Source organism: Candidatus Limnocylindrales bacterium, assembly GCA_035626395.1.
GTDB lineage: Bacteria > Desulfobacterota > Binatia > UBA1149 > CAITLU01 > DASPNH01.
Window position 1 is genome coordinate 163,224 of record DASPNR010000044.1, and the last position, 26,252, is coordinate 189,475.

General features: G+C 67.1%; 22 protein-coding genes and 1 tRNA gene. 11 read left to right on the forward strand and 12 right to left on the reverse strand.

Going from position 1 to position 26,252, the window contains the following annotated elements; translation table 11 throughout:
* The first annotated feature begins 109 nt into the window (after positions 1–109).
* A complete protein-coding gene (locus VEC57_20150; protein HYC01455.1) occupies positions 110–1,909 on the forward strand; it encodes a lysyl oxidase family protein in 1,800 nt (599 codons plus the stop codon).
* A gap of 233 nt (positions 1,910–2,142) precedes the next feature.
* On the opposite strand, the gene VEC57_20155 is transcribed toward VEC57_20150, so the two are convergent.
* Positions 2,143–2,218: transfer RNA gene (locus VEC57_20155), tRNA-Glu, on the reverse strand.
* 176 nt (positions 2,219–2,394) lie between these two features.
* Between VEC57_20155 and VEC57_20160 the strand changes: the two genes are divergently transcribed.
* Positions 2,395–4,668: an aconitate hydratase gene (locus VEC57_20160; protein HYC01456.1), complete on the forward strand. Its 2,274-nt coding sequence runs from the start codon at positions 2,395–2,397 to the stop codon at positions 4,666–4,668.
* On the opposite strand, the gene gltX is transcribed toward VEC57_20160, so the two are convergent.
* Positions 4,665–6,122 carry a glutamate--tRNA ligase gene (gene gltX / locus VEC57_20165; GenBank protein HYC01457.1) on the reverse strand — a complete coding sequence of 486 codons (1,458 nt, stop codon included), beginning with the start codon at positions 6,120–6,122 and terminating at the stop codon, positions 4,665–4,667. The genes VEC57_20160 and gltX overlap by 4 nt on opposite strands.
* A gap of 588 nt (positions 6,123–6,710) precedes the next feature.
* Here gltX and VEC57_20170 point away from each other — a divergent pair.
* The 3 genes from VEC57_20170 to VEC57_20180 are packed head-to-tail and all read left to right on the forward strand — an operon-like array spanning position 6,711 to position 11,251.
* Positions 6,711–8,642 carry a hypothetical protein gene (locus tag VEC57_20170; GenBank protein ID HYC01458.1) on the forward strand — a complete coding sequence of 644 codons (1,932 nt, stop codon included), beginning with the start codon at positions 6,711–6,713 and terminating at the stop codon, positions 8,640–8,642.
* A 21-nt stretch (positions 8,643–8,663) separates the two neighbouring features.
* Entirely contained in the window at positions 8,664–9,839 is a 1,176-nt protein-coding gene (locus tag VEC57_20175) for a DUF444 family protein (protein HYC01459.1), read from the forward strand.
* Positions 9,836–11,251, forward strand: coding sequence for a SpoVR family protein (locus VEC57_20180; GenBank protein HYC01460.1), 1,416 nt, complete (start codon positions 9,836–9,838; stop codon positions 11,249–11,251). The genes VEC57_20175 and VEC57_20180 overlap by 4 nt, the downstream gene beginning before the upstream one ends.
* A gap of 139 nt (positions 11,252–11,390) precedes the next feature.
* On the opposite strand, the gene ispF is transcribed toward VEC57_20180, so the two are convergent.
* Complete coding sequence (ispF, locus tag VEC57_20185) at positions 11,391–11,864, reverse strand: 2-C-methyl-D-erythritol 2,4-cyclodiphosphate synthase (protein HYC01461.1); 474 nt, start codon at positions 11,862–11,864, stop codon at positions 11,391–11,393.
* Positions 11,865–11,976: 112 nt separating this feature from the next.
* Between ispF and VEC57_20190 the strand changes: the two genes are divergently transcribed.
* The 3 genes from VEC57_20190 to thiE are packed head-to-tail and all read left to right on the forward strand — an operon-like array spanning position 11,977 to position 15,163.
* Entirely contained in the window at positions 11,977–13,074 is a 1,098-nt protein-coding gene (locus VEC57_20190; GenBank protein HYC01462.1) for an ATP-binding protein, read from the forward strand.
* Positions 13,071–14,516 carry a sigma-54 dependent transcriptional regulator gene (locus VEC57_20195; GenBank protein ID HYC01463.1) on the forward strand — a complete coding sequence of 482 codons (1,446 nt, stop codon included), beginning with the start codon at positions 13,071–13,073 and terminating at the stop codon, positions 14,514–14,516. Before VEC57_20190 ends, VEC57_20195 begins: the two co-directional genes overlap by 4 nt.
* The gene (gene thiE / locus VEC57_20200) at positions 14,513–15,163 is read left to right on the forward strand and encodes a thiamine phosphate synthase (protein ID HYC01464.1); all 651 of its coding nucleotides are present in this window, start codon (positions 14,513–14,515) and stop codon (positions 15,161–15,163) included. The genes VEC57_20195 and thiE overlap by 4 nt, the downstream gene beginning before the upstream one ends.
* On the opposite strand, the gene VEC57_20205 is transcribed toward thiE, so the two are convergent.
* On the reverse strand, positions 15,133–15,708 hold the full coding sequence (locus VEC57_20205; GenBank protein HYC01465.1) for a hypothetical protein: 576 nt from the start codon (positions 15,706–15,708) through the stop codon (positions 15,133–15,135). The genes thiE and VEC57_20205 overlap by 31 nt on opposite strands.
* A gap of 163 nt (positions 15,709–15,871) precedes the next feature.
* Between VEC57_20205 and VEC57_20210 the strand changes: the two genes are divergently transcribed.
* Both VEC57_20210 and VEC57_20215 read left to right on the forward strand, forming a co-directional pair.
* Positions 15,872–16,153, forward strand: a complete 282-nt coding sequence (locus tag VEC57_20210; GenBank protein ID HYC01466.1) for a helix-turn-helix domain-containing protein — start codon at positions 15,872–15,874, stop codon at positions 16,151–16,153.
* Positions 16,154–16,200: 47 nt separating this feature from the next.
* Complete coding sequence (locus tag VEC57_20215) at positions 16,201–17,301, forward strand: adenylate cyclase regulatory domain-containing protein (protein HYC01467.1); 1,101 nt, start codon at positions 16,201–16,203, stop codon at positions 17,299–17,301.
* A gap of 83 nt (positions 17,302–17,384) precedes the next feature.
* Here the strand turns inward: VEC57_20215 and VEC57_20220 are convergent, their stop codons facing one another.
* From VEC57_20220 to VEC57_20235, 4 genes are all read right to left on the reverse strand, one after another.
* On the reverse strand, positions 17,385–18,461 hold the full coding sequence (locus tag VEC57_20220; protein ID HYC01468.1) for a low specificity L-threonine aldolase: 1,077 nt from the start codon (positions 18,459–18,461) through the stop codon (positions 17,385–17,387).
* 91 nt (positions 18,462–18,552) lie between these two features.
* Positions 18,553–19,257 carry an outer membrane beta-barrel protein gene (locus VEC57_20225; protein ID HYC01469.1) on the reverse strand — a complete coding sequence of 235 codons (705 nt, stop codon included), beginning with the start codon at positions 19,255–19,257 and terminating at the stop codon, positions 18,553–18,555.
* Entirely contained in the window at positions 19,247–20,632 is a 1,386-nt protein-coding gene (dnaB, locus tag VEC57_20230; protein ID HYC01470.1) for a replicative DNA helicase, read from the reverse strand. The genes VEC57_20225 and dnaB overlap by 11 nt, the downstream gene beginning before the upstream one ends.
* 265 nt (positions 20,633–20,897) lie before the next feature.
* Positions 20,898–22,394, reverse strand: coding sequence for a hypothetical protein (locus VEC57_20235; protein HYC01471.1), 1,497 nt, complete (start codon positions 22,392–22,394; stop codon positions 20,898–20,900).
* A 206-nt stretch (positions 22,395–22,600) separates the two neighbouring features.
* Between VEC57_20235 and VEC57_20240 the strand changes: the two genes are divergently transcribed.
* Positions 22,601–23,590 carry an SDR family NAD(P)-dependent oxidoreductase gene (locus VEC57_20240; GenBank protein ID HYC01472.1) on the forward strand — a complete coding sequence of 330 codons (990 nt, stop codon included), beginning with the start codon at positions 22,601–22,603 and terminating at the stop codon, positions 23,588–23,590.
* A gap of 9 nt (positions 23,591–23,599) precedes the next feature.
* Here VEC57_20240 and VEC57_20245 read toward each other — a convergent pair whose 3' ends face one another.
* Genes VEC57_20245 through VEC57_20260 form a run of 4 tightly spaced genes read right to left on the reverse strand, consistent with a single transcriptional unit; the run spans position 23,600 to position 26,252 of the window.
* On the reverse strand, positions 23,600–24,532 hold the full coding sequence (locus VEC57_20245) for an alpha/beta fold hydrolase (GenBank protein ID HYC01473.1): 933 nt from the start codon (positions 24,530–24,532) through the stop codon (positions 23,600–23,602).
* Positions 24,533–24,537: 5 nt separating this feature from the next.
* On the reverse strand, positions 24,538–24,819 hold the full coding sequence (locus tag VEC57_20250; protein HYC01474.1) for a DUF427 domain-containing protein: 282 nt from the start codon (positions 24,817–24,819) through the stop codon (positions 24,538–24,540).
* Between the two features lie 9 nt (positions 24,820–24,828).
* Positions 24,829–25,578, reverse strand: coding sequence for a helical backbone metal receptor (locus VEC57_20255; protein HYC01475.1), 750 nt, complete (start codon positions 25,576–25,578; stop codon positions 24,829–24,831).
* Positions 25,575–26,252 (reverse strand): HAD family hydrolase, encoded by a 678-nt coding sequence (locus tag VEC57_20260; protein ID HYC01476.1) that lies wholly within the window; start codon positions 26,250–26,252, stop codon positions 25,575–25,577. The genes VEC57_20255 and VEC57_20260 overlap by 4 nt, the downstream gene beginning before the upstream one ends.

Sequence of the window (26,252 nt, forward strand, 5' to 3'; positions counted from 1 at the left end):
CTTGCCAGAGGCCGTGCGAGGACGCCACAGAAACGCGGTACCCACGAAGGCGGCGGCGTGCTAGGTAGCGGGCGCGTCGTCTTTTTCGGGCGCCGCAACGGGGATTCCGATGACCAGGACCATTGCTCGTGCCGCTGCCGCGGCGTTCGTCGTTTTCGCGCTGTGGGTGCCGCGGCAGGCTCTGGCGTTGCCGGATCTGATCGCGGAGGTTTTCGACCTCGGCGTCATCGTCACCGACGTTGCGCAGGAAGATGTGGACGAAGGCTGCGCCGGGGGCACGCAGAACCGGCGTCTCATCGACTTCTCGCTGCGGACGCGGAACGTCGGCGCCGACGACCTGATCCTCGGCAACCCCGGCTGCCCCAACTGCACGCTCAATCCGGGCGCGGCCTGCAGCAACCCATTGTTCGAGTGCGGCACGTCGCACGGACATGCGCATTTCGAGTCCTTCGCCCGCACGGAGCTGCTCGACGCCAACGGCAACGTCGTGGCGCAGGGAAGCAAGTACGGCTTCTGTCTCCTCGACCTGGAGTGCGATGACCCGCAGTACAGCTGCTCGTTCCAGGGCATCAGCGCAGGCTGCTCGGACGTCTACGCCTCGGGGCTGCCCTGCCAGTACGTCGACATCACGGATGCTGCCGTACCCGACGGGCTGTACACGCTGCGAGTGACGGTCGATCCCGACGGCGAGATCGCCGAAGCCAGCGAGAGCAACAACACGATCGAGGTGCCGCTGGAGATCGGGAGCACTCCGCCTGTCTGTCCCGAGTACGCGTCCACGGACGTGCCGAAGAACATCCCCGACGAGTCCTCGATCACCTCGACGCTGGTGCTTCCCGATCTCGGCAACGTCACCTCGATGCGCGTACGCTTGGCCGGCGAGCACTCCTACGTCGGCGACCTGCAGGCACGCCTGATCAGCCCTGCATCGACCGAGGTGCGGCTGGTCGACCAGATCTGCAGCTCCGACAACGATTTCGATCTCTATCTCGGCGATGAGGCGACAACTGCCATTCCATGCCCGGCCACCGACCCCTCCACGCTCAAGCAGCCGGCCGAGCCGCTTGCCGCCTTTCTCGGCGAGGACGCGCAGGGGACATGGACGCTGCACGTCGAGGACCTGGAAGCGCAGGATGACGGCGTCCTCGAAAGCTGGAGCCTGGAAGTGTGCACGATCTGCGGCAATGGAACCGTGGACATGGGCGAGATTTGCGATGACGGCAACGCCCTCAACGGAGACTGCTGCTCGGCCGATTGCCAGACCATCGGCGCCGACGGCACCCCGTGCGCGAGCCAGAACCAGTGCATGGTCGGTGGCACGTGCAGCAGCGGCACCTGCCAGGGCGGATTCCTTCTGGAATGCGATCCCTGCCTGACCTGCGATCCCGACGCCGGCTGCGTCGTACCGGGCGACATCTATCCGTGCCAGGACGCGGCGCCGGCAAAGAGCGTGCTCGTTCTCAAGAACGGATCGGTCGATGAGGCCGACTCGATCATCTGGAAGTGGAAGAGCCAGACTCCGGTGGCGCTCGACGAGTTCGGCGCGCCGCAAGCGTCGACCGAGCTCACGCTGTGCGTCTACGACGCCAGCGGCCTGGTGCTGAGCGCGACGGCGCAAAGCGGAAGCGATTGCGCGGACGGCGCCTGCTGGGACGTCCGCGATACCAGCGCGGCCTACACCGAAGAAGACGGGGCCGTCGGCGGCCTGACCAGCATCCGGATCAAGGAAGGGACCCAAGGCAAGATCGTCCTCAAAGGCCGTGGCGAAATGCTCGGCGTCCCCCCGCTCTTCCTGCCCCTCCCCGCAACCGTCCGCCTCAAACGCAACGACGGCACGCCCTGCTGGCAGGCCCGGTTCACCGACCCCGCGACCAACGCCGCCACTCTCTTCAAATCCCGCAGCGACTGAACGCCAGCGGGTTCTGCCCGCCGCCCGCCCGCCGAGCAGCAAGCAAAGCGAGATGCTCCCGCACGACCAGGCGCGGGCGTCGACAATGGTCGCGCCGCAGGCCTGCCGTCGCGCCGCAAGACGCGGGCCGAGAAGCGAGCGTAAGCGCGCTGGAGGCCCGGTGGAGCGAGCGACGAGGTCGATCGGCGGCTATCGGCGCCGGCCGGCCGGTGCAGCAGAAACGTACGATTGGATGGTGACCCCAACCGGAATCGAACCGGTGTTTTCGGCGTGAGAGGCCGACGTCCTAGACCGCTAGACGATGGGGCCGCGGGCGCTGGACGGCGCTGGAGCGAGTCGCGCCGCCGCGACGGAAGAGTTCTATTAGACAGGAGAATCGCACGCGTCAACCGTGCGAATCGCCGGCGCACCCAACGCAGGTGCGCCGACTGACACCGGCCGCCGCTCGTGGAATAGCAGAGGCAATCCCGCAGCGGAGTCCGCCCATGCCCTGCATCGAAAGCACGCCGGAGTTCGTCGCCGCAGCCTATGACCTCATGCGCAAGCGGCTCGAGATCGTCCGCCAGCGCATCGGCAGGCCGCTGACCCTGGCGCAGAAGATCATTCTGGGTCATCTGGCGCGGCCCGAGCTGGCCGAGCTGGAGGCCGGAGTGAGCTACGTGGAGCTGAGGCCCGATCGCGTGGCGATGCAGGACGCGACGGCACAGATGGCGCTGCTCCAGTTCATGCAGGCGGGCCGCCCGGCCGTCGCGGTGCCGACCACCGTTCATTGCGATCATCTGATCCAGGCCCGCGCCGGCGCCGGCCCCGACACCGACCGCGCGCGCAGCGAAAATGCCGAGGTCTACGATTTCCTGGCCTCGGTGTCGGCGAAGTACGGGATCGGTTTCTGGAAGCCGGGCTCGGGCATCATCCATCAAGTCGTGCTGGAGAACTATGCGTTTCCCGGCGGCCTCATGATCGGCACCGACTCGCACACGCCCAATGCCGGCGGTCTCGGCATGTGCGCAGCGGGCGTGGGCGGCGCCGATGCCGTCGACGTGATGGCAGGCTTTCCGTGGGAGGTCCTGCTGCCGAAGACGATCGGCGTCCGTCTGTTGGGCAGGCTCGAGGGCTGGAGCGCGCCGAAGGACGTCATCCTCAAGCTCTGCGGCATGCTCACCGTCAAGGGTGGAACCAACAAGATCGTCGAATACTTCGGGCCTGGAACTTCGAGCATCAGCTGCACGGGCAAGGGAACGATCTGCAACATGGGAGCCGAGCTCGGCGCCACGTGCTCGGTGTTCCCTTTCGACGACCGTATGGCGATCTATCTGCGCGCCACCGGCCGTGCCGCGCTGGCCGATCTGGCCGCCCGCAGCCTCGACCTCGTCACCGCCGATGCGGAGACCGCGGAGAAGCCGGAGCTCTACTACGACGAGATCGTCGAGATCGACCTTTGCACGCTGGAACCGCACCTGGTCGGCCCGCATACGCCCGACCTGGCGCGGCCGCTCTCGCAGGTTGCGGCGGCGGCGCGCACCGAGGCGTATCCGCAGCGCGTCACGGCGGCGCTGATCGGCAGCTGCACGAACTCCTCCTACGAGGACATCTCGCGTGTCGCGGCAATCGCCGAGGAGGCGGCGGCCCACGGCTACGCCGCCAAGGCCTCGCTGCTGATCAGCCCGGGAAGCGACATGATCCATGCGGCCATCGCACGCGACGGACAGATGGCGGCGCTGGAGAAGGTCGGTGCACAGGTGCTGGCCAACGCGTGCGGTCCCTGCATCGGCCAGTGGAAGCGCGAGGACGTCCGCAAAGGCGATCCCAACTCCATCGTCACCTCCTTCAACCGCAACTTTCCCGGCCGCAACGATTCGAATCCCGACACGCTGGCATTCATCGCCAGCCCCGAGGTGACGCTTGCGCTCGGGCTGGCGGGCTCGCTGTCATTCAATCCGCTCACCGACATGCTGGAGGCGAACGGGCGGTCTTTTCGGCTGTCGCCGCCGCCGCAGGCGCCCGAGGTTCCCGTGGGCGGCTTCGAGCGCGTGATGACGGGCTATCAGCCGCCCTCCGCCGACCCCGAGACGGTGGTGGTGAAGGTGCGCAGCGACAGCGAGAGGCTCTCGCTGCTCGACCCGTTTCCGCCGGCAGTCGAAGCGCAGTTCCTGCGCATGCCGCTGCTGCTGAAGACGCGGGGCAAGACCACCACCGACCACATCAGCCCCGCCGGCCCATGGCTGCGCTACCGCGGCCATCTCGATCGCATCAGCGACAACATGTTCACCGGCGCCATCCGTGCGGGAACCGGCGAGCGCGGCATGACGCGCAATCCGCTCACCGGCGAGCAGGGTCAGCCCGTTCCCGCGGTCGCGCGGGCGCTCAAGGCGGCCGGCCGCCGCTGGGTGGTCGTCGGCGACGAGAACTACGGCGAAGGCTCCAGCCGCGAGCATGCCGCCATGAGCCCGCGACATCTCGGCTGCGCGGTGGTGCTGACGCGCAGCTTCGCGCGCATTCACGAGTCCAACCTGAAGAAGCAGGGGATCCTGCCGCTGACGTTCTCCAACCCCGCCGACTACGACCGGGTACGCGAGGACGACGAGCTGTCGATTCCCGCCGCTTTCACGATCGCGCCGGGCAAGCCGCTGCTGATGCTGCTGCACCACCGCGACGGCAGCGAGGACCGCATCGAAGTCCGCCACTCCTGCAACGCCGAGCAGATCGGCTGGATTCAGGCAGGTGGAGCGCTCAACCTGCTGCGCGCTCCGGCGGCCTAGCCGGCGGCATCGCTAGAGCCGAGCGCGCCCGCGGGTCTGGTCCGCAGCCCGCCCGATGCCGCGGCATCGCAGGCTGAACGTATGCGCGACGCCGTCCGCTCGCGTCCGAGCACCGCGCACAGCTCGAAGATGCCGGGGCTCGCGGTCGCGCCCGTCAGCGCGACGCGAGCAGGCTGCGCGAGCGCACCGAGCTTGATCCCTTGCTCCTCGCACACGGCGCGAAAGACACCCTCGATGCCCGGAGCCTCCCACGGCTCCAGCGTCTGCAGGCGGTCGCACAGCGCCAGCAGCCGCGCCCTCTCCCCTTCGCCAAGAAATTTCTCGGCGGCCTTGGCGTCGTATTCGATCTCGTCGCGCACCAGCGGCTCGAGCTGATCGGCCAGCTCGACCAGCGTACGCGCGCGCTCGCGCACGAGTGCCACGGCCTGCTCGAGCCAGCCCTCGTCGCGGCCGCCATGCCCGCGCTCGGCCAGGATCGGCCGGACATGGCGCGTCAGCTCCTCGAGGCCGAGCGCTCGCATGTGCTGCGCATTCACCCACGAGTACTTCTCGATATCCCAGGCTGCGGCAGCCTTGTTGATGCCGGCCGGATCGAACAGCTCGATCAGCTCCTGCCTGGTAAAGACCTCCTGGTCGCCGTGCGACCAGCCGAGGCGGGCCAGGTAGTTGATGGTGGCCTCCGGCAGGAAGCCCGCGTCGCGATAGGCCAGGACGGAGGTGGCGCCGTGGCGCTTGGACAGCCGCGTTCGGTCCTGCCCCACGATCAGCGGCATGTGCCCATAGACCGGCGGCCTGGCGCCGAGGGCGGCGAAGATCTGCATCTGCCGCGGCGTATTGGTGATGTGGTCTTCCCCGCGCAGGATGTGCGTGATCCCCATGTCGATGTCGTCGGCAACGTTGACGAGATGGAACATCGGACTGCCGTCCGAGCGTACGATGACGAAGTCGTCGAGCTCGCGGTTCTCGAACGCGATGACGCCGCGAATGACGTCGGTCATGATCGTCTGTCCGTCCAGCGGCACCTTGAGCCGCACAACGCTTCGCCGCCCTGCCACCGGCTGGTGTCCGGCATCACGGCAGGTGCGATCGTACGCCGGCGTCCGGCCGGCGGCTTGAGCGGCCTGCCGTTTGGCCTCGAGCTCCTCTGGCGTGCACAGACAATGATAGGCATGGCCGCTGGCGAGCAGGCGATCGATGACCTGCTCGTAATAGTCGCCGCGCCGCGACTGGTAGTAGGGGCCCTCGTCGTAGGAGAGCCCCAGCCAGCTCAGGGCTTCCAGGATCGAACGAGTGAATTCCTCGGTCGATCGCTCACGGTCGCTGTCTTCGATCCGCAGCACGAAGTGTCCGCTGTGCCGGCGGGCATGAAGGTAGTTGAACAGCGCCGTGCGGGCGCCGCCGATGTGCAGATGGCCGGTGGGGCTGGGTGCAAAACGCGTGCGAATGGCCTGCATGCGCGAATGAACCAGATGGTCGCGTCGAAGAAAAATCGATGGAGCGCTCTGGCGAACATGCCGCGTCACGCGCGAAGGGCCCGGCCTGTGCCAGGCCGCGCTGCCGGCCGACGCGCCGTCCGCTGCCGACTTGGGCCTGCAGCACGCCATCGCCGCTCCCGTGTCTGGCGTCGCTGCCGATCCGGCGCGCGTTGCGCGCCGCTGCCGCCGGCCATGGCGACACGGCCTCGCAGCAGCGCACCTTACCGGCTTTTGTCAAGACGGGATCACCAGGAACGGCCAATGCTCAACTGCTCGGCTGCATCGGGCTTCGCCGCGCGAGACTGCGCAGGTGCAAGACATGCCTCGCCGCTTTGCGTCGCGGAGGTTTTCGCGCACGCGCACAGGGTCGCCGGCGCAGGTACTCGGATTGCTGTGCGTTTATCGTATTGCCCTCCTCCAAGTGCGGGCGCATAATTTTTTTCCATGAAGGCGTTGAAGGGTGTGCACGCATGGCACGTTTAAAGGAGGGAGGAGGGAACCGCGGCGACCCAGACGAGCGCTGCTCGTCGGCCGCGTCGTCACCGACCTGATGGGAGGAGCGGACATATGGACGAGTCACCAAGGACCTTCGAGGACATCATACGGGCAGACCGCGCATCAGGCGCCGAACTGGAATGGCGCGGCAGCTTCCTCGACTATCTCGAAAAGGTTCGGCTCGATCCTTCCATAGCCAAGCTCGCCCACGCCCGCGTCTACGACATCATCACGAGCCACGGCGTTCATGAGCTGACCGAAAGCGAACGTGGCAGCGGTCTTTACCCTGACGGGGTCACTCGAGTCTTCCCGTTCTTCTCCGATCACTTCTTCGGGATCGAAAAGGTTACCGGCCAGATCGTTCGATACTTCCACTCGGCCGCGCTCAAGGGTGAGGAAGCGCGCCAGGTGCTCTACCTGATGGGACCCGTGGGTTCGGGCAAGAGCTCGCTGGTCGACCGTATCCACGCCGCGCTGGAGGAGGGACCGCCCTTTTACGCCATCGTCGGCTGTCCGATGCACGAGGAGCCGCTGCACCTGATCCCTCGCCATCTGCGTCGCGAGTTCGAGAAGATGCTCGGCGTCCACATCGAAGGCGACCTGTGCCCTGTGTGCCGCTTCCGGCTGCAGAACGACTTCGGCGGACGATACGAGGAAGTTCCGGTGGAGACGATGCGTTATTCGCGCCGGCACCGCATCGGCATCGGCGTCGTGCCGCCGGTGGACCCGAACAACCAGGACACCTCCGTCCTGATCGGCAGCGAGGACATCTCCAAGCTCGATCAATACTCCGAGGGCGACCCGCGCGTGCTCGATCTCAACGGCGCGCTCAATGTCGCCAACCGCGGAATCTGCGAATTCATCGAGGTCTTCAAGAACGATACCGAGTACCTGCATGCCATGATCACCGCCACGCAGGAGAAGGTGATCCCGGCGCCCGGCCGGCACGGACTCGTCTACGTCGACGCCGTCATCGCGGCGCATTCGAACGAAGCGGAGTGGCAGAAGTTTCGCGCCGACCACACCAACGAGGCGATTCTCGATCGAATCGTGGTCGTGAAGGTCCCCTACAACCTGCGCCTCTCCGAAGAGGTGAAGATCTACAAGAAGATCATCGAGCGCAGCGACTTCGCCGCGCACATCGCGCCGCACACACTGGAGGTCGCCTCCATGTTCGCGATCCTGTCGCGGCTGGAGCCGACGCAGAAGTGCGACCTGATGACGAAGCTGAAGATCTACAACGGCGAGGAGGTCCTCGAGAAGGGCCGCACCAAGAAGATCGACGTCACCGAGTTGCGCGGCGATTCCAAGCGCGAGGGCATGGACGGAATCTCGACGCGCTTCATCATGAAGGCCCTCGACAATGCGCTTTCCGACGGCTCCTCGGGCAACTGCATCAATCCTATCAGCGTGCGCGAAGCGCTGGTCTCGATGGTGCGCGAGCACGACTTCCCGGACGACACCCGCAAGCGTTATCTCGAGATGCTGCAGGACACCCTGAACAAGGAGTACCAGGAGGTCCTCGAGAAGGAGATCACCAAGGCCTTCGTGTTCTCGTTCTCCGAGCAGGCCGAGTCGCTGTTCCAGAACTACCTCGACCATGCCGAAGCCTACGTGAACAAGGGCAAGGTCAAGGACCGCAACACGGGCGAGGAGCTGCAGCCGGACGAGGCGTTCCTCAAATCGATCGAGGAGCAGATCGCGGTCATCGGCTCGGCTGCCGAGGGCTTCCGCCAGGACGTGATCTCCTACCTGTGGTCGAGCACGCGCCGCGGCGTCAAGGTCAGCTACGAAAGCTACGAGCCCTTGCGGCAGGCCATCGAGAAGAAGCTCATGTCCTCGGTCCGCGACCTGTCGCGCATCGTCACGCGCGCCACGACGCGCGACGAGGAGCAGAACACCAAGTACTCCGCGATGGTGCAGAACCTGCTCGAAAACGGGTACTGCCGCCACTGCGTGGACGTGGTGCTCAAGTACGCGGCCAATCATCTCTGGAAGGACTGAAGCTGACCGCGGGCTCGTCCCATGGGAAGTTTCCGTCCCAAGCGTGAGATCTCCGGTGACCGCAGCGCGGGCGATCGCCTGCGGCACCGGCAGAAGGTCCGTTCCTCCATCCGCGAGAACATCGCCGACATCATCGCGGAGGAATCGATCATCGGCCGCTCCGGCGACCAGATCATCAAGGTGCCGATCCGCGGCGTCCGCGAGTACAGGTTCATCTACGGCGAGAATGCGCCCGGCGTCGGAGAAGGCGCCGGCGAGGAGCTGCAGCGCGGCGACGTGATCGCCCAGGACGGCGAAAAGGGCCAGGGCAAGCAGGGCGAAGGCGGCGACCGGCCCGGCGTCGACTACTACGAGACCGAGGTCACGCTGGACGAGCTCATCGGCATGATGTTCGAGGACCTGGAGCTGCCCAATCTCGAGCGCAAGCCGATGGCCCAGATCGAGGCGCTGCGCAACACCCGCCGCAAGGGCTACCGCTCGGTCGGTCTTCGCGTGCGGCTCGACAAACGACGCACCGTTCGCGAGCGCATGAAGCGCGTGATCTCGAGGAAGACGGTCGGCACCGGCCGCAGCGACCAGCGCGTCCCGTTCCACCTGCAGGACCTGCGCTACCGCCACCGCACCGCCGAGGTGCATCCGGAGTCCAACGCCGTGGTCATGTGCATCATGGACACCTCCGGCTCCATGGACAAGACCAAGAAGTACCTGGCGCGCAGCTTCTTCTTCCTGCTTTACCAGTTCGTGCGGCGGCGCTACGAGCACGTCGAGGTCGTCTTCATCGCGCACGACATCGAAGCCAACGAAGTCACCGAGGACGAGTTCTTCCACAAGGGCGAGTCCGGCGGCACCTTCGTGTCTTCCGGCTATCGCAAGGCCCTCGACGTCGTCAACGACCGCTATCATCCGGCGCTCTGGAACATCTACGCGTTCCATTGCAGCGACGGCGACAACTTCGGATCCGACACTCCCACCGCCATCAAGGCCGTCCAGGCCCTGTGCGAAGTGGCGAACCTCGTCGGTTACGGCGAGATCAAGCCGCGCGGCGCCGGCTTCTACGGCAGCTCGCTGCTGGACACGTTCAAGCGCGTGGGCACCGACAACTTCCGCACCGTGCTCATCGAGCGCAAGGAAGACGTCTGGCCGAGCTTCCGCGCCTTCCTCACCGGCGAGCGCGTCCAGGCCGAGGCCTCTTCATGAACCTGGACCTGCGCGAGCTGGAAGACTGGGACAAGCGCATCATGGACAAGGCCGTCGCCTACGGCCTGGACTGCTTTCCTCAGGATTTCGAGATCTGCGACCACGAGGAGATGATCGGCTACATGGCCTACTCGGGCATGCCGTCGCGCTACTCGCACTGGTCGTTCGGCAAGGCATTCGAGCGCCTGAAAACTCTCTACCACTACGGCGTCCAGGGCCTTCCCTACGAGATGGTGATCAATTCGAACCCGTCTCTGGCCTACCTGATGGGCGACAACTCGCTGTGCCTGAACGTGCTGACGATGGCGCACGTCTACGGGCACAACGACTTCTTCAAGAACAACTTCGGCTTCTCGCGGACGCGCCCCGAGTTCACCCTGCCGACATTCAAATCGCACGCGGCCAGGGTGCGGAAGTATCTGGAGGATCCCAGCATCGGCGTGGCCCGCGTCGAGCCGGTCCTGGATGCCGCCCATGCGCTGTCCCTGCAGTGCCGGCGCAACCTGTTCGTGCGCAAGATGCGTCCGGCCGAGCAGCTCGAGAGCCTCTACGAGGCCGCCCAGCCGCGTCGCGACCCGTACAGCAACATCCACAAGAAGACCGACTACGTCGAGCCCGATCTCAGAAAGGTCCCTCTGCAGCCCGAAGAGGACCTGCTTCTCTTCGTGCGCGACTACAACCCTTTCCTGGCCGACTGGCAGCGCGACCTCATCACCATCGTCGCCGAGGAGACACACTACTTCCTGCCCCAGATCGAGACCAAGATCATGAACGAGGGCTGGGCCAGCTTCTTCCATTATCACATCATGAACAGCCTGGACCTTCCGCAGGCGCTGGCCATCGAGTTCATGATCCACCACAACGCGGTGATCCGGCCGGCTCCTGGAGGGCTGAACCCGTACCACATCGGGTTTCGCGTCTGGGACGCGATCTACCGGAGCCACGAGGGCGACGGCCCGATCGACCTCTCCCGCGACAACGCGGGGCGCAGGGCGATCTTTGCGGCGCGCGAGTGCGAGCGTGACAGCTCTTTCCTGCGCCGCTTCCTCACGGAGCGACTGGCTCGCGAGCTTGGCCTGTTCGAATTCACCGACCGGCGCGGCGAGCGCGTCGTCAGCGAAGTGGCCGACGAGGACGGCTGGGAGAAGATCAAGACCTCGCTCGTCCGCAGCGTCGGAATGGGGTCGGTGCCGGTCATCAAGGTCATCGATGCGGACTATCGTGGCGCTCGCGTGTTGCTGCTCGAGCACGATTTCGAGGGCCGCGAGCTGAAGCTCGCCGATGCCGAGAAGACGCTGGCGTACATCTTTCAGCTATGGGGCCGTGAGGTCGCGCTGAAGACGGTCGTCGGCGGACGACCGACGCTCCTGGTCTTCAACGACCAGGGCTTCTCCACGAAGAGTCCGTCCTAGGTAGGATCTCCGACGGACGACGATAGCGGCGCGGGTGCTTCGTTGCGTCGCTCGGGGCCCGCTCCAGCCCGCTTGCGCTCACGCCTCGCGCCGCGCCTCGCATACGAACCACTCTCGTCGCCCGCGCTCGAACACCGGATCACAGATCGATCAGGGCGATGGCGTGGGCTTCGACGGCTTGCCACGCGCCGATCGCGCCGATGCTGTCGCCGCTCTTGGCCTTGACCGATATGCGGGTGAAGTCGACGCCGAGGGCCGCGGCGACCGCGGCGCGCATCGCATCGATGTGCGGAGCGATGCGGGGGCGCTCGATGACGATGGTGACGTCGACGTTGACGATGGTGGCAGCAGCCTCGCCGAGCAGACGCGCGACGTGGGCGAGGAAGACGGTCGAGTCGGCATTCCTCCAACGCGCGTCGCTGGAGGGAAAGAACGTGCCCAGGTCGCCCAGCGCAGCGGCACCGAGCAGCGCATCGCAGATGGCGTGGGCGGCCGCATCGCCGTCGGAGTGACCGAGCGCGCCGCGCTCGCTCTCGACCGTCACGCACCCGAGCCGCAAAGGCCGGCCTTCGACGAGACGGTGAATGTCGTAGCCCTGTCCGATTCGCAGCACGTCGCTCTCCATGGCCGCTGGCCGGTTTGGCCGCGCGTCCGCGCATGTTAGCATCCGGCCGATCGTTTTTCCGATCGCCCATGCGCCAGCCTCGCTCGTGACTTCGCACGCAATGAATTCCTCCGTCGACCTCGAGCTGGTGCTGGCCAACATGCTCGAGGGCGTGGTCGTGTTCTCGGAGGAGACCGCCTCCTTCGTCAACCAGGCTGCCGAAGCGATGCTCGGCCGCTCGCGCCGGGCCCTGCTCGGCCAGCGCGCCAGCGACATCTTTGCGCGCTCGGCCTGGATCGGTGGCGTGCTCGACCGCATCGATCACGAGCATCCGGCGCTGCGAGAGGAAGGGGAGCTGGATGCTGCAGGCGCCCGAAAGCCGGTCGTGGCCGAGGCGGTACTCATAAGGGATCGCGATGACATTGCCTTCGGCCGGCTTCTGGTGCTGTACGATCTGAGCCGCCGAGGACCGCTGCAGCATCAGGATCGCGACCGCCAGCGTGTGGCCGAGCTGGACCGGCTGGCGGCGCAGTTCGCGCACGAGATCAACAACCCGCTCTCCGGAATTCGCGGCGCGGCCCAGCTGCTGAGCCGCCGCCTCAGCGATCGCGCGGACTTGTGCGAGTACACCGAGATGATCGTGCGTCAGGCCGACCGCATGAAGGAGCTGGTCGAGGCGCTCATGGCGCTGGAAGCGCCGCTTCTCAAGCGCGAGCCCGTCAACATCCACCGCATTCTGAACGATCTCCTGCTGCTGCAACGCCCCGCCTCCGAGCAGCGCGGAGTGGCCCTGGAGGCCGAGTTCGACCCGAGCCTGCCCGACGTCAGGGGCGATGCCGGGCGCCTGGAGCAGCTGTTCCTGAACATCCTGAGCAACGCCCTTTCGGTCTGCCCTTCCCCCGGCGGCCGCGTCCGGCTGACCACACGGATGGAGCATTCCTTCTATGTCGAACGCGAAGGAGGCCGCGTCCACTTCCTGACCGTGTCCATCGCAGACAACGGCCCGGGCCTGGACGCCGAAGCGCTCGAGCACATGTTCTCGCCCTTGTTCTCGCGCCGCAAGGGCGGACACGGTATGGGACTGGCCATCGCCAGCGCCATCGCGGCTGCGCACGACGGAAGGATCCGCGCCGAGAACGGCCCCGACGGCGGCGCCGTCTTTCACGTCACCCTTCCCGTCGTCACGGGCCGCGAAGGGGCCAAGGCGGCCGCAACATGAGCAGCGCCCGCAACGGCACGGTCCTCGTCGTCGACGATGAGGTCGATATCCGCCGCATCATCGCCGATGCGCTGGCCGACACCGGCTGCAACGTCGAGACGGCCGGCGATGCGGAAGCAGCATTGACGCGCCTGGAAGCGGGAGACGTCGACGTCGCGTTCGTCGACATCAACCTTCCCGGCGCCAGCGGCCTGCAGGTCCTGGACGCGGTCAAGCAGGGCGGCAGCGACACCGACGTCGTCGTCATCACCGGCAAGGCGACCGTCGCCAACGCGATCGAGGCCACCCGCCGCGGCGCCTACGACTACGTCACCAAGCCCTTCGACCTGGACCACATCGTCGAGCTGACCAAACGCATCCTGGAAGGACGCGCTCTCGGACGGGCCATCGCCAAATCGCGCGGCAAGGGCGACGCGGCAGCCAAGGTCGACATCGTCGGCGCCTCGCCTGCCATGCAGGAGGTCTACAAGATCATCGGCCGCATGGCCGGCAGTCCCACGACGGTGCTGATCCAGGGTGAGAGCGGCACCGGCAAGGAGGTGGTCGCACGCGCGATCCATGCCTACTCGACACGATCGGCGGGCCCGTTCGTGGCAGTGAACTGCTCCGCCATTCCGGCCGACCTTCTCGAGAGCGAGATGTTCGGGCACGAGCGCGGCGCCTTCACCGGCGCCACCGAGCGCCGCATCGGCAAGTTCGAGCAGGCCAGGGGTGGAACGCTGTTCCTGGACGAGATCAGCGACATGCCGCTGCCGCTTCAGGCCAAGCTGCTGCGCATCCTGCAGGAGCGCGAGTTCTCGCGCGTCGGCGGGCACGAGCTCATCCCCGCCGACTGCCGGGTGATCGCGGCCACCAACAAGCGCCTCGAAGCTCAGGTGGAGGCGGGGCAGTTCCGCGAGGACCTCTACTTCCGGCTCAAGGTCGTCGTCATCGAGCTGCCGCCGCTGCGCGAACGACGTGAGGACATCGCCCTGTTGGTCCCCTACTTCATCGACCGCATCAACGAGCGCGAGCACTTCAACGTTCGCGGCGTTTCTCCCGAAGCCATGGCGCTGCTTCTCGAGCATCCATGGCGAGGCAACGTGCGCGAGCTCGAGAACGTGCTGCTGCGGGCGGCAGCGCTGGCTCCCAATCGCGTGCTGGCGCCGGCCGACCTTCCGTTGACCCGCCGTTCCCCTCGCACGGTGGCCGACGAGGGGTTGCCTCTGGCCGACGTGCTGTCGGTGAAGATTCGCGAGCACCTGGCCGGCTTCGGGGGCGTCGAGCCGCGCGACCTGCACGCGCGCGTGCTGGCAATGGTCGAGAAGCCGCTGTTCGAAGCGGTGCTCGAGAGCACCGGCGGCAATCAGCTCAAAGCCGCCGAGATCCTCGGTATCAACCGCAACACGCTGCGCAAGAAGATCACCGACTACGGCATCTCGATCAGCCGCTCCAAGCCGTGAAGCCGCCGCTGCGGCTGCCGCCGCTCTATCCGATCGTCAACGTCGCCGGCAGCGGCGCCGCCGCCATCGAGTCGGGGCGCGCTCTGGCGCTCGAGCTGGCGGAGGCGGGCGCGCGGATCGTGCAGCTGCGTGCGAAAGAGCTCGGTGCCGCAGCGTTTGCGGCGCTCGCGGCCGACCTCGGCGAGCGGCTGCATCGGAGTGCCTGCCGCCTGATCGTCAATGACCGCGTCGACGTCGCGCTGATCGCGGCAGCCAGCGGTGTGCACGTGGGCGATGAGGATCTTCCGGTGGAGGCCGCGCGGCGCGTGCTCGGGCCGGACGCAATCATTGGCTACTCGACACATTCGGTGGCCGAGATGTCCGCCGCCGCCCGGCTGGATGCCGACTATCTCGCTTTCGGCCCGGTCTTTGAGAGCCCGACCAAGGCCGGCGTCCGCGCGGGGCGAGGCATCGAGCTTCTCGCGCAGGCGTGCCGCGCTGCCGGCGCCAGGCCCGTCGTCGCCATTGGAGGCATCACCATCGACTCGGCGCCGGCATGCTGGCGCGCCGGCGCGGCCAGCGTCGCCGTGATCAGCGAGATCGAGCGCAGCACCGACCGCCGCGCCCTGCTCGCCGCCTATTCTGCGGCAGCCGCAGCGACGGCCTGAGGCTCCGGGAAACGCGCGCCGAACGGCTCGGGTGCCAGCGCGAATGCGTTGGTCGCAAACGAGATGAGGTGGTAGAAGCCGGCCACGACGACCAGCTCGACGAGCTGCGCCACGTCATAGACCGCCGCCAGCTCCTTCCACAGCTCCTCGCTCACCGTCGCCGATTCGTGCAGCTCGTCGCACAGCCGCAGCAACAGCTTTTCTTCCGGCGCGAATTTCGTCTGTTCCGGATCGTCCCGGCAGATGTCGGCGACCTCGGCGTCGCCGAACCCCGCTCGCCCGCCGAAGAACGCCACGTGCACTCCCCATTCGTACTCGGAGCCGCACCGCCAGGTCGTGCGGTCGATGACCAGCTCGCGCTGGCGAAGCGTCAGGCTGCCCCGGTCGAGCAGACCTCCGGCCATGACGCGGCCGAACACGCGCGGGTTGACCGCCAGCGTTCGGAACAGCATCAGCGGCTCGACCTCGGCCGGCATGACTTTGGCGAGCCATGCGGCGACATCTTCGGGGTACGGCGGCTGGGCCGGCTGGATTCTCGGCTGCATGATCGACTCCTCGCTGGCGGCGGCACGCGGGCCGCGCTATGAATTGCGTAGCACGGTATCGCTACGCTTTTCATAGCGCAAGGGGTTCGATGTGTCGACACGCAGACAAATGCGTCCGGCTCCCGGACGGAGCGTTCGCGGATCACGTACGGGGCGGCCGGTCATGGCGCTCCTGGATCTGCTGGGGCGCCGATGGGCGCTGCGCATCCTGTGGGAGCTTCGCGAGGAGCGGCGGACGTTTCGAGCATTGCAGGAAGCCTGCGACGGCGTCAGCCCGACCGTACTCAACGACCGCGTGCGCGAGCTGCGCAGCAATGCGCTCATCGACGACGGAGAAGCCGGTGGCTACGGATTGACGCCGCTCGGGCGCGATCTGCTCGAGCGGCTGGCGCCCATCGCGGCCTGGTCGCAGCGGTGGGCTGCGGCGCTGGAGAAAAAGCGCTAGCGGGCATGTTCGTTGCGTTCGGCCCGGTGGCAGCGTAAGCGCAGCGCATGACGCCGGAGGATTTCGCGGCAGCGGGCCTCTACGACCCCGACGCTCCGAACGCACCCGGTCGGCTCGAGCTGCTGGTGTGGCTGACCGAGCGTGGCATCACCATCGAGCAGATGCTGACGCACCGCCATCGCGCTTTGACCGGACTGGCCGGCGATCTGGCGCTGCGGCCCGGGAAGCGGATCTCGGCGCGAGAGATCAGCACACGCGTCGACATGTCCCTGGACGAGGTCGTATCGCTCGCGCTGGCTGCGGGGATGTCGCCGGCAAAGCCGGACGATCCCGTGTTCACCGAAGCCGACCTCGCACTGTTCTCGGTCTATCGCGGAGGCTCGGCACTTTTTGGCGAGACTGCCACTCGTCGCTTCACGCGGGTGGTTGCGTCCTCGCTCTCACGCATCGCCGAGGCGGCGGTCACGCTGTTCCAGGCCAACGTCGAGCAGCCGATCCTCGAAGGCGGCGGCAGCGAGCTGACGGTCGCCAAGCGGAACCTGCAGGCCATCGAGTCGCTGGAGGGTGTGCGAAGCCTGATCATGAGCCTCTTCAGCGTTCACGTGGAGACGGCCATCCGCCGCCTGCGCGAGGCGCGCGTCAGCCGTTCCACCGATCACGTCATCTTCGCGGTCGGCTTCGTCGACCTCGTCGGCTTCACCACCCTGACCCAGCGCATGGTCACGCGAGAGCTGGCGGACCTCGTCGAGCGATTCGAGGAAACGGCGTACGACGTCGTCGCGGCGCACGACGGCCGTGTCGTCAAGCTGATCGGCGACGAGGTGATGTACGTGACCCGCAGCGCCGGCGCTGCCTGCAGGGTCGCGCTGACTCTGCTGGAGCGGTTCGCGAGCGACGCGGCCGTCACCCCGCGCGGTGCGGTGGCGTATGGCGAGATGCTGCTGCGCGGCGGCGACTACTACGGACCGATCGTCAATCTGGCGTCGCGGGTCGCGCAGGTCGCCGTTCCGAGCGAGCTGCTGGTCACCTCGGAGGTCAAGGCGAACGCGGCATGCACCGATGTCGCGTTCGAGCCTGCAGGGCGGCGCATGCTCAAGGGCTTCGACGATCCGGTGGTGCTTTACAGCGCCACAAGGGCGCCGGCGTGATCGCGGCGGCCCGGCGTCGAGATCGGCGAAGGCGGCGGCGGTGATCTGCGAGGACGGCACCGCGACGTCCGCGGCGGCTGCGATCACGCCGCGCCGCGCGCCGTCATCAGCTCGCGCACGTCGGCCGCCAGCTCCTCGACCTCCTGCTCGCTCGTGTCCCACGAGCACATGAAGCGGCAACCGCCGGGGCCGATGAAGGTATAGAACAGCCAGCCCCGCGCCCACAGTCCCTCGATGACGTCGGCCGGAAGCTCGGCAAACACGCCATTGACCTGCGTCGGAAACTGCAGGCGCACGCCGTCGATCGCCGAAAGCCTCTGCGAGAGCCGGGCGGCCATGTCATTGGCGTGCCGCGCGTGCCGCAGCCACGCGCCGTCCGAGAGCATTCCGACCCACGGCGCGCTCAGATAGCGCATCTTCGAGCACAGCTGGCCCGCCTGCTTGCACCGCCATTCGAACTCGGCGGCGAGGCCCTTGTCGAAGAAAACGACGGCGTCGCCGACGGCCATGCCATTCTTGGTGCCGCCGAAGCACAGGACGTCGACGCCCGCCTGCCACGTCAGCGCCGCGGGACTGCAGCCGAGGCGGGCGACGGCATTCGCGAGACGTGCCCCGTCCATGTGCAGCTTGAGTCCCAGGCGCCGGGCCGTCGCCGAGACCGCCTGAACCTCGGCTGACGTGTAAACGGTGCCGACTTCGGTTGCCTGCGTCAGGCTGACCACCCGCGGCTTCGGAAAGTGGATGTCCGTGCGGCGGGTTGCTGCGTGCTCGACGCCCTGCGGAGTGACCTTGCCATCGATGGCCGGCAGGAGCAGGACCTTGGTGCCGTTGGAGAAGAACTCGGGGGCGCCGCATTCGTCCGTCTCCACGTGCGCGATCTCCGAGCAGAGGATGGAATGGTAGCTCTGGCAGCACGTGGCGAGCGCCAGCGAGTTGGCAGCCGTGCCATTGAAGACGAAGAAGACCTCGCAATCGGTCTCGAACATCTCCCGCAGCAGCTCGGACGCACGTCGCGTCCAGTCATCCTCGCCATAGCTGGCGGCGTGCCCGCGATTGGCCTGCTCGAGCGCTTCCCATGCCTCGGGACAGATGCCCGAGTAGTTGTCGCTGGCGAAGTGACGGGACCGCGTGGCGGAGGAATGATCGAGCGTGCGCGACATCGTCGAGGCATCCTTGTGCCCTGCGGGTGAAGGATCAACCGCCGGCCGCCACCCGCGTGCCTTCCTGGCGCGTGCCTTCCTGGCGCGTGCCTCAGCGGAAGCGGCAGGCAAGCACCAGACCCGCCGTTGCCCAGCTCATGTCCTCCAAGCCGCCTCGCCCGAGCAGGTACGCGCCTTCGACGCCCACTCGCCACGCCTCCGTCACGTGCACGTCGAGGCCCGCGCCGAAGCGCGGCACGAATCCTTCCTCGTCATCGTTCGAGAAATCGCGGCAGCCGGTACCGTTGCGCTCGCACGACGTGCCGCGGCTTCCATGGCCGAGGCGACCGATGCCGCCGCCCACGACCACGAACGGCTGGAACCGCGAGCGACTCGCGAACACCTTGAGATTGGCGGTCAGGCTCCAGCCGCTGAGGTCCGTTCGTTGGGGGGAGCCGTTGAGAACCTGGAAGTCCCAGCCCGTGTAGTACTCCCACAGCAGCTCGGCGGCCATCCACGCACCGAACCGATGCCCGGCGCGCAGGTTGAACATCCCGCCGAGGAGATCGGGCGTCGTGTGCGATCTTGCCGGCAGACCCAGGACCGGCGATTCGAAATCCTGGAACCCGAGCCCGCCGCCGGCGGCGAGATAGGCGCCCGTTTCCGCGAAATCGCGCGTGGGCTCCGCCAGCGATACTGCCTGCGCGTCGTCGGATCGTTCGCGAGCCGACGGCGAACCGGCCGGCGCAGGCGACGCCATGCAGAGAACGATCGCGAGCGCAGCGGCGGCGGCGTAGGTCGTTCTTTCAGTATCCATCGGTTGCCGACTGCGCTCCGGCAAATGCCGGGTCTTCCCTGGACGTGAAGTTGCGGAATCGCGCGTACGGCTTGTCGAACATCAGCCGCACCGTCCCGGTGGGGCCGTTACGCTGCTTGGCCACGATGATCTCGGCGACACCGGGCTCGGCGGTATCGGGATTGTACTGTTCGTCGCGATAGATGAAGGCGATGACGTCGGCGTCCTGTTCGATCGCGCCGCTTTCGCGAAGATCCGCCATTCCCGGCCGCTTGTCGGTGCGCGACTCCACTCCGCGATTGAGCTGCGACAGCGCGATCACCGGGACGCTCAGTTCCTTGGCCAGGGCCTTGAGCGACCGCGAGATCGTCGAGATCTCCTGCTCGCGGCTGTCCTCGCCGCCGCCGCGCATGAGCTGGAGGTAGTCGATGATGATCAGGCCGAGATTGGCCGCGGGGTCGTGCTTGAGCCGCCGCGCCTTGGCGCGCACCTCGACGACGGTCTGAGCCGCGGCGTCGTCGATGTAGATCGGCGCGCTGCCCAGACGGCCCGCCGTCAGCGCCAGGTTCTTGATGTCCCGATCGCGCAGCTGGCCCGTGCGTACGGCCGCGTTGTTGATCTGCGCCTGCGAGCACAGCATGCGCATGACGACCTGCTCGGTGGACATTTCCATCGAGAACACCGCCACGCCGATGTTGCCCTCCATGGCGGCATGCTCGGCGATGTTCAGACAGAATGCGGTCTTTCCCATGCTCGGCCGTCCCGCCACGACGATCAGGTCGGACGGCTGGAGGCCGGCCGTCATGCGGTCGAGGTCGTAGTAGCCGGTGGCGACGCCGGTGATCTCCTGCTTCTTTTCGAAAAGCTGCTCGATCCGCTCCACCGTCGGCCCGATCAGACCGTCGATCCGGCGCAGCGCCGAATGCGTGCTGTCGGCGGAGAGCTCGAAGATTGCGGTCTCGGCCTTGTCGATGAAGTCGCGCGTGGAGCCGCGGGCCTCGTAGGCGCCGCCGAGGATTTCGGTCGAGACGCGGATCAGACGGCGCAGGATGGCCTTGTCATGGATGATGCGGGCGTAGTGCTCGACGTTGGCGGCAGTGACGACCTTCTCCGCCAGCTCGACCAGAAAGGCCGCGCCGCCGATCCGCTGCAGCTCTCCCGACTGCTTGAGCCGATCGCTGACGGTGATGACGTCGATCGGCCGCGCGCTCTCGGACAGCTGGATCATTGCGCTGAAAATACGGGCGTGCCGTTCGACGTAGAAGTCTTCGGCGCGAACCAGGTCGGCGATCTTGTCGAGGGCAAACTGGTCGATGAGGAGGCCGCCGAGGACGGACTCCTCGGCTTCCATGCTGTGGGGCGGGACCCGGGTGAATGCGGCGCGCTGCTCGTCCATGACGGCGGGAGTGATAGCCGAACGGCGATGCCGCGGAAATGACAGGGCGGGCATGCCCGCCGGCGGCCGGAGCGTGGCTTGCGCATCTTCGCGTGCGCGAAGGTGGACAAGTCCCGAGGCCGGTGTTCCTGCAAGCGATTTGCGGGCGCCGACCTGTGGACGACCGGTGCAGGAACGCGCCTGCTCGTGCACCGACAGCGCACAGGTTCGGTTCACGTGCCGTGGCGCGCAGCGGAATGCTCAGATGCAAGACCGACCTCATTCCTCACAGCACGCGGAGGAAGGCGACGAGGTCCGACTTCTCTTCCGCCGTCAGGTTGACGCCGAGGACGAGGTTGAAGAACTCAACGGTGTCTTCGAGCGTCAGCAGGCGGTCGTCGTGGAAGTACGGCGGCGATTCCTTGATGCCGCGCAGCGGGAACGTCTTGATAGGCCCGTCGGCTGCCGCCACCCGCCCGTTGATCATCTGCACCTTGTAGAACCGCTCCACCTGCAGATTGTGCATCAGGTTGTCGGTGTAGTACGGCGGGATGTGACAGGTCGAGCACATGCCCTTGCCGAAGAAGACGGCCTGGCCGCGAATCTCTTCCTCCGTGGCCTGGCTCTCGTCGAGCTTTCCGAACACGTTCAGCTTGGGCGCGGGCGGGAAATCGAGCAGCTCCTGGAATTCGCCCATGTTGTGGACCGAGCTGCCGCGCTCCAGCACGTTCATGCCCTTCTTGGTGGCGATGACCGGATCGCCGTCGAAATAGGCCGCGCGCTGCTCGAATTCGGTGAAGTCCTCCACGGTCTTCAGCGCCCGCTGCGAACCGAACAGACGCTGCACGTTCACGCCGCGCAGCGAAGGCGTGTCGATGCGGTGGCGGAAGTGCTGCGGCCGGATGTCGCCGACCAGATGCGTGGTCGCATTGGTATGGCCGTTGGTGTGGCAGTCGAAGCAGGCCACGCCCAGGTGCGGCTGCAGCGAGCGACGGTCGCTGGTCGAGTTGAACTGCTGCTGCGGAAAAGGCGTCGTCAGCAGACGCAGGCCATCGAGCTGCTTGGGCGTCAGGATGCCGCTGAACAGGCGATAGAAGTTCTTGTTCGTGACCAGCTCGCCGTTGGAGACGTCGCCGAGGTCCGGTCGCGTCGTCAGGAAGATCGCCGGCGGGAACTCCGGCAGGAAATGCGTGGGCAGGTCGAAGTCGAGGTCGAACCGAGTCAGATCGCGACCTTCCTGCTTCTTGATCTCGTCGATGTGATGCTTGGGGAAGGTCATCCCGCCTTCGGGATGATTCGGGTGCGGCAGGGGCAGGAAACCGGCAGGAAACACTCCCTTCTGCCGAATCTCCTCCGGCGTCATTCCCGCCAGCTGCTCCCAGGTCGCGCCGGCCGGAAGCTTGACGCGCACGCCGCCCTGGATCGGCTTGCCGCGCGTCATCGTCACGCCCGCCACCGGCTTGTCCGACAGGTCATAACGCGTCTGCAACAGCTGCTGCTGGCGCTGCATGACGGCGGCCTTGGCGTCGCTCATCTTCTTGACCAGCGCATCGAAGTCTTCCTCGTTGGACACCGGCGCGAAGCTGCTCTCGCCGCGCAGCGCGATGCCCGCCGACTCCAGCTCCGCGCGCACGCGATTGGCCGGCTGCCGGCCCTGTTTGGGAAGCTCGCTGGCGCTGGCTGCCTCGTCCGTGACCGGCTTGCGGCTCTCTTCGTCCTGCGCCTGAGCCAACGGCGCCAACAGCAGTGCCACGGCGATGGCGGTCGCGCGTGCTGGCTTCATGGGGTGCACTCCTTTGCGGCGCGTGTCCGCTGCTGAGGAAGGGAAAGGCCGGCTCCAGTGTTGCGGGGTACGAGGACGCTCAACAAGAGGCCGCGAGCGAAACCGCCGGCGCCGACGTTCCCCCTTTCGGTCCCAATCGCACGAATTCGACGCGCACTACGGCCTGCGTTCTTTGCCGCCGGTCCGTTTCGTGACGTAGTGGACGCATGTCCGGAAAAGTCGTCGTGATCACCGGAGCATCGAGCGGCCTCGGGCGAGAGGCTGCGGTGCAGTTCGCGGCCAAGGGTTGGCGTACGGTTCTGGCGGCGCGCCGGGGCGACAGCCTCGAAGAGACGGCGCAGATGTGCCGCGAGGCCGGCGGCGACGCGCTCGCCGTCGTCACCGACGTTTCGGTGGAGCAGGACGTGCAGCGGCTGGCGCAGGCCGCGCTGGACCGCTTCGGCAGCATCGACGTATGGGTCAACAACGCCGGCGTCACGCACTTCGCCGCGCTGGATGAGGGCCCGTTCGACGAGCACCGGCGCGTGATCGAGATCAACCTGTTCGGGGCGATCTACGGCGTGCGTGCGGTCCTGCCGGTCTTTCGCAGGCAGCGCCGCGGCGTGCTCATCAATGTCGGCTCGATCCTGAGCCTGATCGGGCAGCCCGCGGTCCCCTCCTACGTCATCAGCAAGTTCGCGCTTCGTGGTCTGTCGGAGGCGCTGCGGCCGACGGTCGCCGACGAGCCCGACATTCACATCTGCACGCTGCTTCCCTACGCGATCGACACGCCGCATTTCCAGTCGGGCGCCAACAAGGTGGGCGCGCAGGCGCATGCGATGCCGCCCGTGCAGGCGCCCGAGGACGTGGCGGCCGCTCTCGTCGATCTGGCCGAACGACCCCGCCGCGAGCGCCTGGTGCCCGAGATCGCCAATTTCGGTCTGGCGCTGCACTGGCTGCTGCCCGAGACCACCGAGCAGTTGATCCTGCACGCGATCCGGCGCTGGCACTTCAGCGAGCAGCCCGAGCACGATGCACACGGCAACCTGTACGAGCCGTCGGCCGAGCACGGCAGCGTCCGTGGAACGCGTCCGCCGCAGATCAGCACGCTCGGTTTCGCCGCCTGGGCCGCCGGCGAGATGGTCAAGATCCAGGCCGGCGCGGCGCTCGAGCGCGTTCGCTCGCTCGTGGGTATGCCAAAGAACGGTCGCTCCTAGAGGAGCAGGTCAGCGCGTCCCCAACGCCCGATCGAGGAACGCAACGATGCGCGCGGCGTAGGGCTCGGGCGCGTACATGTACGACTTGATGTGCGTATCGAACGGGCTCGGCTCGCTCTGTCCCACATCCGTCACCCACAGCTCGGAGCCGGGCGCTGCCGCCGCCAGCCGCCGGGCATGCTCGACCGGCACGATCGAATCGCGCCGGTCGTGCACGATCAGCAGGGGACGCGGAGGGATCCGAGCTACGACATCGATCGCCCTGCCCGCTCCGAGCTTCATTCCGTGAATGGCATCGGCGGTCCACAGCAGCGGGCTCGACAGCCAGGGCGGAATGCCGATCACCGCATGGACGAAGCCGCTGACGATGGCGCGGCTGTCGGCGAACGCGCTGTCGCTGACGACGGCCGCGATACGAGGATCTCGCGCCGCTGCGTAGATGGCTGCGGACCCCCCCATGGAAAATCCGATCACCGCCACCCGCGCAGAGCCGCCGCGCGTCTCGAGAAAATCGACAGCACCGATGACATCGTCGGATTCATGCAGCCCGAAGCTGATTCGGCCATCGGGCGAGGCGTCCGATTCGCCGAAATTGCGCAGGTCCGGTGCCAGCACCTGATAGCCGGCGCCGACGAGATCGCGCATCAGCTCGAGGCCGTTTCCGAACGGCAGCGAGCGGTTGTCCTCGCCGCCACCGTGCACGAACACGACACTGGCCTTGGCGCCCGCCAACGGCATCAGCCATGCGCGCAGGACGAGCGGCAGATCGGGCGGCGAGAAAGTCACCTGTTCGAAAGGCAGGCCCACATCCGCCGGGGTCCTTGCAGGAAGCAGGCGCGGATTCGGCCTCAGGAACAGCGGCGCAGCAAGTGTGCCGGCAACGAGCACGATGAACATCGCGGCCAGGCGCCGCGCCCATCGCCGCCTGCGAACGGGCTCCACGTGCGCTACTCGACCACCTGCACGCCCTTCCAGAATGCCACGCGCCCCTTGATCTGCGCCGCGGCCGGCTTCGGATCGGCGTAGTACCAGACGGCATCCGCGTTCTCCCTGCCGGCGACCTTCAGCGTGTAGTAGCTGGCCGTGCCCTTCCACGAGCACACACTGGTCGTTGCGCTGCCGACGATCAGATCGCGCCGCAGCGACGACTCCGGAAAGTAGTGGTTGCCTTCGACCACGACCGTATCGTCGGACTCCGCCACCACCTCGCCGTTCCAGATTGCCTTCATGTCGGCCTCCTATGCAGAGGCGGCGGCGCGAACCGCCGCGGAAAGGCGCGCCAGCGCGCCGGGAATGCGCGGGCCATACCAGGCCAGGTCCTTGCCGTCGATGTGCAGGAAGGATGCGCGCACGCCCGCCTCCTGGAGCTCGTGGGCGTGTCTTGCCTCGAACACGTACGGCTCGTCCGGCAGCACGACCAGCGCCGGCTCGGCCGCAAGAATCTCCTCCAGGCCCACTTCGAAGAAATCGGCGCCGCCACGCTCGCCGAAGACGTTCTCGCAGCCGGCGCGCGACAGCATGTCGCCGATGTAGGTGGTGTTGCGAAACGTCATGTACGGCTTGCGCCAGATCGGACAGAAGGTTCGCACGGACGCGGCAGCAGCGACGCGCGAACGCGCGATCGCGTCGCGGCACCTGCGCGCGAGCTCGGCGGCGGCCTGCTCGGCGCCGCAGGCGGCGCCCAGCCGTTCGAGCATCGTCGCCGCCTCCTCGACGGTGCAAGGGTGCGTCACGTGCAGCTCGAGCCCGGCCGCCTCCAGCGCCCGGCAATCCTCGAGCCGGTTCTCCTCCTTGTTGACGATGACGAGGTCGGGCTGGAGCTCGACGATGCGCGCGACGTCCGGGTTCTTGGTGCCGCCAACCGCCTCGATGCCGGCCACGACCTCGGCCGGCTCCTCACAGTAGCGCGTGCGGCCGACGATCGTACCGGCAAGACCCAGATCGATCAGTGCCTCGGTCAGGCTCGGCACCAGCGAGACGATCCTCACGGCGCTGCGTCCTCCAGGATCGGCCAGCCGCGGCGCCGCGCTTCGCGGCGCAGGCGCGGATCGGGGCACACCACGCGCGGCTCGCCGACGCGCTCGAGCATCGGCAGATCCGAGATCGAGTCGCTGTAGAAGTAGCTGCGCGACAGATCGATGCCGTGCTCGGCGGCAAAGCGCTCGGCCCGTTCGATCTTTCCCCTGCCGTAGCACAGCGGCAGCACCGCCTGGCCGGTGAAGCGGCCGTCGCAGACCTCGAGCTCGGTGGCCAGGACGTGATCGATGCCGAGCTCGGCGGCGATGAAATCGTTGAGGTAGCGGGTACCCGCCGTCAGCAGCGCCACCACGTGTCCGCGCTGAGCGTGCTCGCGCAGATGCTGCAGAACGCAGGGATTGAAGTGCGGCCGGACCTGTTCCTGGTACCACTGCCCGCAGTGTGCGACCACCGACTGCTCGTCACGGTCGCGCAGCCAGCGGCCGGCGACGTCACCGAGCCGCTTCATGCTCAGAAGGCCGAGTCGATACGTGACGGCGAGATAGATGAACCGCCAGTGATCGGTGGCCGAGAGCAGGCCGCGGCGGCGAAGATCGGCGACGTAGAGACTGCCCGAGTGAACGCGAAGCAGGGTGCCATCGACGTCGAAGAACGCGCCGACGGCACCCTGCTCCGGCTCACTCAC

Excerpts from the sequence above, each read along its gene's own strand:
- VEC57_20150 (HYC01455.1), top strand. The coding sequence starts at position 110 with ATGACCAGGACCATTGCTCGTGCCGCTGCCGCGGCGTTCGTCGTTTTC.
- VEC57_20160 (HYC01456.1), top strand. The coding sequence starts at position 2,395 with ATGCCCTGCATCGAAAGCACGCCGGAGTTCGTCGCCGCAGCCTATGAC.
- gltX (HYC01457.1), bottom strand. The coding sequence starts at position 6,122 with ATGCAGGCCATTCGCACGCGTTTTGCACCCAGCCCCACCGGCCATCTG.
- VEC57_20170 (HYC01458.1), top strand. The coding sequence starts at position 6,711 with ATGGACGAGTCACCAAGGACCTTCGAGGACATCATACGGGCAGACCGC.
- VEC57_20175 (HYC01459.1), top strand. The coding sequence starts at position 8,664 with ATGGGAAGTTTCCGTCCCAAGCGTGAGATCTCCGGTGACCGCAGCGCG.
- VEC57_20180 (HYC01460.1), top strand. The coding sequence starts at position 9,836 with ATGAACCTGGACCTGCGCGAGCTGGAAGACTGGGACAAGCGCATCATG.
- VEC57_20190 (HYC01462.1), top strand. The coding sequence starts at position 11,977 with ATGAATTCCTCCGTCGACCTCGAGCTGGTGCTGGCCAACATGCTCGAG.
- VEC57_20195 (HYC01463.1), top strand. The coding sequence starts at position 13,071 with ATGAGCAGCGCCCGCAACGGCACGGTCCTCGTCGTCGACGATGAGGTC.
- VEC57_20205 (HYC01465.1), bottom strand. The coding sequence starts at position 15,708 with ATGCAGCCGAGAATCCAGCCGGCCCAGCCGCCGTACCCCGAAGATGTC.
- VEC57_20210 (HYC01466.1), top strand. The coding sequence starts at position 15,872 with ATGGCGCTCCTGGATCTGCTGGGGCGCCGATGGGCGCTGCGCATCCTG.
- VEC57_20215 (HYC01467.1), top strand. The coding sequence starts at position 16,201 with ATGACGCCGGAGGATTTCGCGGCAGCGGGCCTCTACGACCCCGACGCT.
- VEC57_20220 (HYC01468.1), bottom strand. The coding sequence starts at position 18,461 with ATGTCGCGCACGCTCGATCATTCCTCCGCCACGCGGTCCCGTCACTTC.
- VEC57_20225 (HYC01469.1), bottom strand. The coding sequence starts at position 19,257 with ATGGATACTGAAAGAACGACCTACGCCGCCGCCGCTGCGCTCGCGATC.
- dnaB (HYC01470.1), bottom strand. The coding sequence starts at position 20,632 with ATGGACGAGCAGCGCGCCGCATTCACCCGGGTCCCGCCCCACAGCATG.
- VEC57_20235 (HYC01471.1), bottom strand. The coding sequence starts at position 22,394 with ATGAAGCCAGCACGCGCGACCGCCATCGCCGTGGCACTGCTGTTGGCG.
- VEC57_20240 (HYC01472.1), top strand. The coding sequence starts at position 22,601 with ATGTCCGGAAAAGTCGTCGTGATCACCGGAGCATCGAGCGGCCTCGGG.
- VEC57_20250 (HYC01474.1), bottom strand. The coding sequence starts at position 24,819 with ATGAAGGCAATCTGGAACGGCGAGGTGGTGGCGGAGTCCGACGATACG.